We start from the raw sequence: 9,149 nt of genomic DNA on the forward strand, positions 1-9,149 counted from the left end.
CTAGTATGGATAATTTATCTTCTTCGTATTCTTTATGTAAATGTGGGTCTTCAATTTTTAAGGATACAATCGGTGTAGATAAGGATTCATGCAAGATTGCATTTAAAAAAGAAATCAGTAATTCCTCTTGTTCTTGTACACCAAATAATTGTTTAAAAGCAAAATCGATTCGTAAATTTACTAAAGGTTGATTCATAGAGGGAGTCACCTTTCTTATTTCATATTCTGTCTTTTTTGTTATTCCCCTTTTTAGGGGGAATGGGCAAAGAAAGTATATATCTATTGTAGCGGAGGAAGGAGAGAATTGACAACCTTTTGTGGTTTGTTCTGTTAATCATTATGATGCGTGAAATTTTATGTGATTACTTGTATATGGGTGTTTTTACCCAAATTCCCGAAATGGGGGAATAAGACTATGTTATTTAGGTGTTATACCCAGTTTCAAAAAGTACACTTTATGACATAGCAAAAAAATATAGCTTATTTCATTTCCAAAATACAACTTAATCACATTTGAAACATATATTCTATGAGTAACAAAAAACACTTATAAATAAGGTTTTTTCGCAATGATTTTTCTTATTCCCTTTTTTCGAGGGGATGGGCAAAGATACCCACTTTTCAAATAGACTATTTCAATTTATCTGAATTTTAAGTATACTTAGTGAAATGATATTTCTATTTGAAACTGGGGTGATTTCTATGGATACATCTTCAGCCTATCTTCCACTATACAAACAAATTGCGGACCAAAAAAAGAAACTACATCAACTCGTTCAAATACATGGGTACACCCACCCGCTTGTTCTTGCCCGTAGTCAAAAATTAGATCGATTAGCTGTCCATCTCATGCGTTATCTTTCTTCTTCATAAAGAAAAACTCTAATCCGGCAAAGTCACCGCATTAGAGTTTTTTCAACACATGTCATATATATGTTACCATACTTGTAAGAGCATTGATATAATCTTCTTTCATTCTTACTTTTCCATGTATGAATGCTTAAATCATGGAAAATAATCCCCGCCCTAGTTAGCTTCTGCTCCGAAAGAAAAGAACGCCCCTCAACATATGTGATGTATCCAACTTATATTTTCATATCTGGGGTATGTGTAACAATGAAACAACATCCTTTTATTCAAAAGCCCAACAAGTCGTTTATTTATATGAATGTGTAAGCAGTGACAAAATTTTTTTCGGGAAAAATCCCATCTTTTCACCATAAGAAATGCATTTGGAAATCCATTCTTGATTCGGTTGTTCACATGTTATATTCAATGCTTTTAAAAATTGTTCTGTATGCTGAGAAGTGATGATAGCCTCTACATATTGATCCGTTTCCTCGAATACAGGTAGCAACATTTCTAGCGCATATATTTGTTCTTCCGTTAGCGTATGATTTGTAAATAGATTCATGAATTCAGTTCCTTTGACTATGTCAATCAAATAACCTGTTTGTTGTAAGTGTGAGATAAACTGGTTCCACTCTAGTTGAATGGGATTACAAATGTGGAACGTTTCTCCTTTACTTTGCTCTATACAGGCCAATTGTACAATAGCTTTACTTCCAAAATCGATGGGTACCAAATCGATATAGGTTGGTAGATCCGGTGCCTTCTGTAATAGGAAAAGAGCTTTGATCAAACGATAAAATGCATTGTCCTCTATATTTTGTTGGAATTTTCCATCTTGTGTACGACCTACTAAATTCCCTACTCGATATACGGTGGCTGGCACACCCTCTGACATTGCTTCCCTCACTAATTTTTCGGCAAGAAATTTACTTTCTACATATACATTTTCTACTCGTTGTCCTCGGTCAAAATCTTGCTCCGAAAATAGGAATGAGGCAGAATCATCTCGACGATGTCCAGCAATACTGACAGTAGAAATATAATGAAAACGCGCGCCGGCCTTTTTGCTCATTTGTAATAAATAGCGAGTAGATTCTACGTTCACCTTTTGGAAATGGGCTCTATCTCCATAATGCCGAACATCTCCACCACAATGGATAATGGTATCGATATGACAAAGTAATGTCTTTTGCATTTCTGCTGTCAGACCCACATGTTTTTCACTTAAGTCGCCTTCTATCACCTGCACACGATGTTTCATTTGTTCTAGCATCGTTTCATTAAAATAAAATTTCATTTTTTCCATGACTCTCTGCTCAACGGATTCGCCATGTTGTGAACGAGCCAAACAATAGATTCGTGTGTTGGGCAAAGTTAATAATTGTTCCAAAATATGAGCTCCTAAAAAACCGGTCACGCCTGTTAATAAAACACATTGTGAATAGTGTTTCGTAAGTTGTAAAGGAACAGACTGTTTACGAATTACTTTGGGTTGCTGCATACCTTGCGTTTCACTGCTATTTTGATTGTTTGTACGGGTTTCTATCGTCCTATGTTGTCTATCCTTCTCTATTTTTTCTGCTAATTTTTCGATTGTTCGATACTGGAAAAAATCTTGTATATGCAATGTTGGAAAATGGGGCTTGAGTTTGACTAACGTCGGCATAATTTTTAAAGAGTGCCCACCTAATGCAAAAAAGTCATCTTGTAGTCCAATCTGTTGCACCCCTAATATTTCTTCCCATACAGTTGCTAATAAAATTTGTGTTTCTGTCATCGGGCGTAAAGCATTCTTTTGTTTTCGATAATTCACAGGATATTGTTTCGCAAGTTGTACCACATCGATTTTTCCATTTGGTGTAACCGGAATCTCTTGTACACATACATACCCTTTCGGTACCATATATGCAGGCAAAAGACGAGATACATGATTATACACTTCTTCTATATCTATCATTGCTGTATCAGAAATTGTAAAATAAACATGTAATTCCTGCTTTTCCTCCTGCAATAACACAACAGCATGTTGAATGCGTGGTTCTTTTATCAAACTGTCTTCAATTTCTCCTAACTCAATCCGATAGCCTCGCAATTTCACTTGACAATCTCGGCGCCCCATATATTCCACATCGCCTTCTTGCGATAGACGGACTAGATCTCCGGTTCGATATAACCTCGCAGATGGTTCGGTAGAAAAAGGATGGGATACAAACGATTGTGCTGTACGTTCTGGTTGGTTATGGTATCCAATAGCGGTTCCTATACTTTCAATATACAACTCTCCAATGACACCTATCGGACATAGTTGTAGGTGTTCATTTAAAATATATATATTTGTATTCGCAATTGGTTTTCCAATCGGTACATGTGTGCGATCAATTGGTATTTGTTTTGAAATAGGATAATACAAAGAACTCACCGTTGTTTCTGTCGGTCCATATTCATTGACAAGTAAGACTGTATCTTTTAGTTTTGATTGCCAATCTCGAATGGACTCTGCCGATGCAGCTTCTCCTCCCATACTGAGCACACGTAAGAGCTGAAGTTGTTGGATTTGTGTATCGGACAGTTCTGTTGCCAGTTGCTTAAAAAAGACTGTCGCTACATCTGAAAGGGTAATGCGGTAAGTAGAAATAGCCTTACAATACGCTTGGGCGGAAAAACGTTGTTCCTCATTCAGTAGATGTAACCTCGCCCCTGTTAATAAAGCAGAAAAAATTTCTGAAACAGACGAATCAAAACTATGAGAATAAAACTGTGAAACGGTATCATTCTCTGTTATCTGGAAGGTGCGTGAGCGCCATTCCACTAGATTCAATACCCCGTTATGTTTTAATAGGGTTCCTTTAGGATTTCCAGTGGATCCGGATGTATAGATCATATAAGCTGCATCTTCTACGTTGTTCTGATGAGGAATATCTTGAAAACCTACAGACGTGAATATATCTTCGATGGTCATCTTGTGTCCTTGATAACAATCTACCTCTTGTTGTCGTTCCCTATTGGTTATCATTACCTTTGCTTGACTATCTTGCAAGATATATTGTATACGTTCAGAGGGATATTTCACATCAATTGGCACATATGTGCCACCTGCTTTTAAAACACCTAGCATCGCTATGATACTTTCTACACTTCTCTCTAAGAAAATGGCTAACCGCTCTTGTTTTTGGATACCAAGTTGTAGTAAACCATTTGCCACCTGGTTCGAACGTTGATGAATTTCTTGGTACGTATACCTATTATGTTCTGTAGAAATGGCGATTGCTTCTGGGCTACGATGCACTTGGTCACAAAAACGTTTCTGTATAGATTGGTATGGTGGCAATACTAACTCTGTATCATTCAATTGTTGATACAACATGCGATCATTTTCAGGTAACAGCTCTACTTCACTAAAAGGTGTCTTAAAATGGTGAATCATTACTTGTACTGTATGAACAAACTGTTGCATGAACCTAGAGATTGTATTTCGTTCAAATAAATCCGAAGCATACTCAAAATAGAATAGGATCTCATCATCCAGTTCTTCACAAGCCAAAGATACATCAAATTTACTGATGTTTGTCTGCATCGGATGTATTTGATACTGATACGTAGGATGTTGTTGCACCGCATCCTGTTGATAACTGAACATCGTTGAAAAAATAGGGTGGCTATCCTCTTCTCGCTCTGGATTACTATCTTGAATCACTCGGTCGAATGGATACTGTTGATGTTGAAAAGCTAGTAAGCATCTTTCTGTTACCTCTGCACACAATTCTTCCATAGTAGAAACTCCGTCTGTTTGCAAACGAATCGCAACCGTATTCACAAAAAAACCTTGAATATCTTCAAATGCTTCCTGCTGTCTTCCAGTTACAGGTGTTCCTACGACAAGGTCCTGTTGACCAGAGACCTGTTGTAAAAAGTAAGTATAAGCAGTAAACAGTAGCATGTACAGTGATATCTGCTCTTGTTGTGCTAGTTTTTTCAATGATGATACATCGTTCTTATTGAGTTTTGTAGAGAATGTATCCCCACGATGTGACGTTACACTAGGGCGAGCATGATCCAATGGTAAAGATAAGGTTGGCGCATCTTGTAATGCTTCCTTCCAATATTGTTTTTCATGCTCCCATGCTCCAATAACAAGCTGTTGATTTTGCCATGCAACGTAATCTATATATCGTATAGCGGCTGGCTGAGTAAGAGGAATTGTTCCCTGTTCAGATAGCTCTTCATAAATAAATAATACCTCTTGTAAAAATCGTTGTAAGCTCCATTCATCCATAATGATATGGTGGAAATTGATATATAACCAAGAACAATCTCTATTCTCTGTAAATAAAATCATTCGGAATAGTGGTCCCTTTTCTAAATGGAATGCTGTAGAATCAATTTTTTGTATGGATGCTAAACGATACGCTTCTTGTTGTTCTTCTTTAATCTGTTGTATATCGACTTCATGAAGTATGAGATTCATCTCTTTTTGCACACACTGCATCGGTTCTCCATCTTTTTCTATAAAATTAGTTCGAAACATCTCATGTCTTTTGACCATTTCTTCCAAAGCTTGCTTTAATAAGGTGACTTGAATGCCTGGTTGTATATGCACTTGCATCGGGATATCATACGTACGGTATTCAGGATGTTGTTGATATAAAAACCAAAGTCGTTGTTGTGCGTTAGATAAAGGATAATAGGGTTGCTCTGGCACTCTCTCTATTGGATTTTTATGTGCTATTGGTCGTAATTGGTCAATATACGTAGAACAGGTTTGAATGGTTCGATATTGGTATACATCTTTAAACGTAATTTTGACATGTAATTGTGCCTCAATCCGGTTGATGAGTTGTACCGTTAGTAAGGAATGACCACCGATTGCGAAAAAGTCATCTTCTGTACTAATGCTCTCCTTCTTCTTTTGTAGGATCTCTCTCCAAATTTGCTGCAATTGTTTTTCTGTATTTGTATGAGGCGGCACAACGATTGATCCTTGATGTATCTCTCTAGTTTCAAATACAGATAATAAGACTTTCTGATCTATTTTCCCACTAGATGTTAAGGGGAAATCCTCTACACGTTGGATTGTACCCGGTATCATAAAATCAGGTAACGAATTTGAAAGACACGCTTGTAATTCTCTTGTACTTATATTTTTATTTTCTATCGCTTTATAAAACGCAAGTAATTGTGGTTGTTCATTCTCATTTTGATATACCATAACAACTGCCTGCTGAATGGAGGGATGTTGTAACAATCGTTCTTCTATTTCTTCTAATTCAATTCGATAGCCTCTCCATTTCACTTGACGATCGCGTCGCCCCATATATTCTACATATCCTTCTTGCGATAGGCGTACTAGATCGCCCGTTCGATATAAACGAGCAGATGGTTCTGTAGAAAAGGGATGAGATACAAAAGATTGTGCTGTACGTTCTGGTTGGTTATGGTATCCAATAGCGGTTCCTACACTCTCAATATACAATTCACCAATGACGCCTATCGGACACATTTGCAAATGTTCATTTAAAATATATATGTTTGTATTGGCAATTGGTTTGCCAATAGGTACATGCGTGCTGTCATTTGGTACTTGTTTGAAAATAGGATAATACAAAGAACTCACCGTTGTTTCAGTTAGCCCATATTCATTGACAAGCAAGACCGTATCTTTTAGTTTCAATTGCCAGTTTCGAATCGATGCTGCTGAAGCAGCTTCTCCTCCCATGCTGAGCACACGTAATGGGCGGAGTTGTTGTAATTGTGCATCGGACAGTTCTGTTGCAAGTTGCTTAAAAAAGACTGTTGCTACATCTGAAAGGGTAATGCGGTAAGTAGAAATAGCCTTACAATAAGCTTGAGTGGAGAAACGTTGTTCCTCATTGAGTAAATGCAATCTTGCTCCTGTGAGTAAAGCTGAAAAAATTTCTGAAACAGACGAATCAAAACTATGAGAATAAAATTGTGAAACGATATCATTCTCTGTTATTTGGAAAGTGCGCAAACGCCATTCTACTAAATTCAATACACCTTCATGCTTTAATAGTGTTCCTTTTGGATTTCCAGTTGATCCCGATGTATAAATCATATAAGCTGCATCTTCTACACGGTTCTGATTTGGAATATCTTGACCAGACACAGACGTGAATACATCTTCGATAGTTATTGTGTGTCTTTGATAACAGGCTACCTTTTTTTGTATTCCTATTTTTGTTATCAGTACCTTTGCTTGACTATCCTGTAACATATACTGTATACGTTCAGAGGGATATTTCACATCAATTGGCACATATGTGCCACCTGCTTTTAAAACACCTAACATCGCTATGATACTTTCTACGCTTCGCTCTAAGAAAATGGCTACTCGCTCTTGTTTTTGTATACCTAGTTGTAGCAAATGACGTGCCACTTGATTGGAACGCTGGTTGATTTCTTGATACGTATACTTATTATCTCCTGTAGAAATGGCAATTGCCTCTGGTTTTCTCTGTACTTGTTTATAAAAACGTTCTTGTATAGAATGATAAGAAGGTAGTAGTAGTTCCGTGTCATTCACATTTTGATATATAATCTTCTCCTCCGGCAAAAGAAAATCTAAATTTTGTAAAGGTATCTCACTATGTTGGAGTAATAGTTGAAGTAAGCACTGGAATCTATCCATCAAGTTCTGTATGTCTGCTGCATCATATTTACTAGAATTAAAATCAATCTCAAGATTTACAACATCCTCTTGAGTTTGAACTAAACGCCATACCATATCTAAATTACTTACACGCTTTTGATGGGTAAGTAACTTCGTTTCTAAGTCTCCTAACTTGAAACTTGGAAGATTTACCATATTAAATGCTGTTGAACATAAAGAATTATTGGTTACTTCTTTCTTCTGAGCAGGGTTGTATATAAGATGATGTAATGGATAATTTTGATGTACAAGAATTTCTTGTAAAGCAGAATTCATTTTTTGAACGAATTCTGAAAAAGTTTCATCTGTTGCAAGTTGTATACATAATGGTACAGCGTTTACAAAGTAACCAAATACATGTTGTTCCTTATTATCACGACTTCTGATATTGATTGGTATTTCTACTGTCAAATCTGTCTGATTGGTCATTTGATGCAATAAAATCAAATAGATACCCAACCATACACGATAGGAACTAACTTGATTTTTCTTTGCGTATTGTTTCACAAGATTAACAAAAACAGGATTTATAATGCGTTGGAAAGCATCCATCCTATATGATGGTACAAGTTTCCCTTTTTGTTTTGCTGGGAACGCACTCCACGGTAACGCATCCCTTAGTTTTTCTCCCCAGTATTCCTCGGATATTATATAATCATTTGTGCCAATATAATTTTGATGCTTTTGCAATACTTCTTTATATACATGAATATTTTTATAGTTTTTTATTCCAAAAGATTCATGCAATGAATATGATTGTTCTAAATCTTGTAAAAATAAACCTAAACTCCAACCATCAAAAATAATATGATAAAATACCATATGTAGAAGGTATTCATCTGTTGCCAAGCGATACAATTGAAACCTATATAATGTATCCGAGGTCAAATCGAACCTTTTGTGAAGGATTGATTCTAAAAATGTATCTAATATTTGAGTTTTTTCAGGAAGGGGATAAACAGATAAATCATAAAAATCCATTTCTATATTCAATTGGTCTCTCTTCACCTGTTTCAACCCGTTAGATGTAGGTACAAAATTCACTTGTAATGCCTCATGTTTCTCTACAATATATTGTAAAGACTTTTTTAATCTTTTTTGATTTAAATTCCCCTTTATTTGTATAGAAACCGGTTCATTATACATGCCCTCTGCTACTTCCATTTGATTTGCTAACCATAATAAATTCTGATTTTCTGTTGTATCGTATTGTTTTTCACTTATTACTTCGGATCGTTTGTTAGTTGTAAAGCGTTGCATATTACGCCTCCTAAAAAGTTTTTGCTTTAGATTTTACAACCTGTGGTGCATTTGTATTGTAATAGATAAAAATGTTGTAACAAACATAATAAATACGACAAAAAACGACAATCCCATCTCAGATATAGATATATGACTGTTGTATGTATTCATATTACGAATAAAAAAACTAATTTTAGTAGTATTATCTGAATATTTATGCCAATATAAAGAATAAAAACAAAAAAGATTTATTATTCCAATTAAACTAGAGAAAATACAAATAAAGTTAGCTATAGAAAAAGTGAGGTGATAGGTATATGAATAGAAAAGAATTTGAGGATACCTTACAAAATTTTTCTTTTTAGCTAGTCGTGGAAGAAAAGCATCC

The 9,149-nt window shown here is 35.7% G+C and carries 3 protein-coding genes; 1 reads left to right on the forward strand and 2 read right to left on the reverse strand.

What is annotated here, in order from left to right; genetic code table 11:
- The coding region (locus F3I02_RS19365; RefSeq protein ID WP_196478305.1) for a PD-(D/E)XK nuclease family transposase at positions 1-196 on the reverse strand (196 nt) is incomplete at its 3' end.
- Positions 197-702: 506 nt separating this feature from the next.
- Between F3I02_RS19365 and F3I02_RS19370 the strand changes: the two genes are divergently transcribed.
- Entirely contained in the window at positions 703-873 is a 171-nt protein-coding gene (locus tag F3I02_RS19370) for an aspartyl-phosphate phosphatase Spo0E family protein (RefSeq protein ID WP_230876868.1), read from the forward strand.
- A gap of 283 nt (positions 874-1,156) precedes the next feature.
- Here F3I02_RS19370 and F3I02_RS19375 read toward each other — a convergent pair whose 3' ends face one another.
- The gene (locus tag F3I02_RS19375) at positions 1,157-8,779 is read right to left on the reverse strand and encodes a non-ribosomal peptide synthetase (RefSeq protein ID WP_196478306.1); all 7,623 of its coding nucleotides are present in this window, start codon (positions 8,777-8,779) and stop codon (positions 1,157-1,159) included.
- Positions 8,780-9,149: the final 370 nt, after the last annotated feature.

It is taken from the genome of Bacillus sp. SRB3LM (assembly GCF_015712745.1).
Classification (GTDB): Bacteria; Bacillota; Bacilli; order Bacillales; family Bacillaceae_G; genus Bacillus_A; species Bacillus_A thuringiensis_K.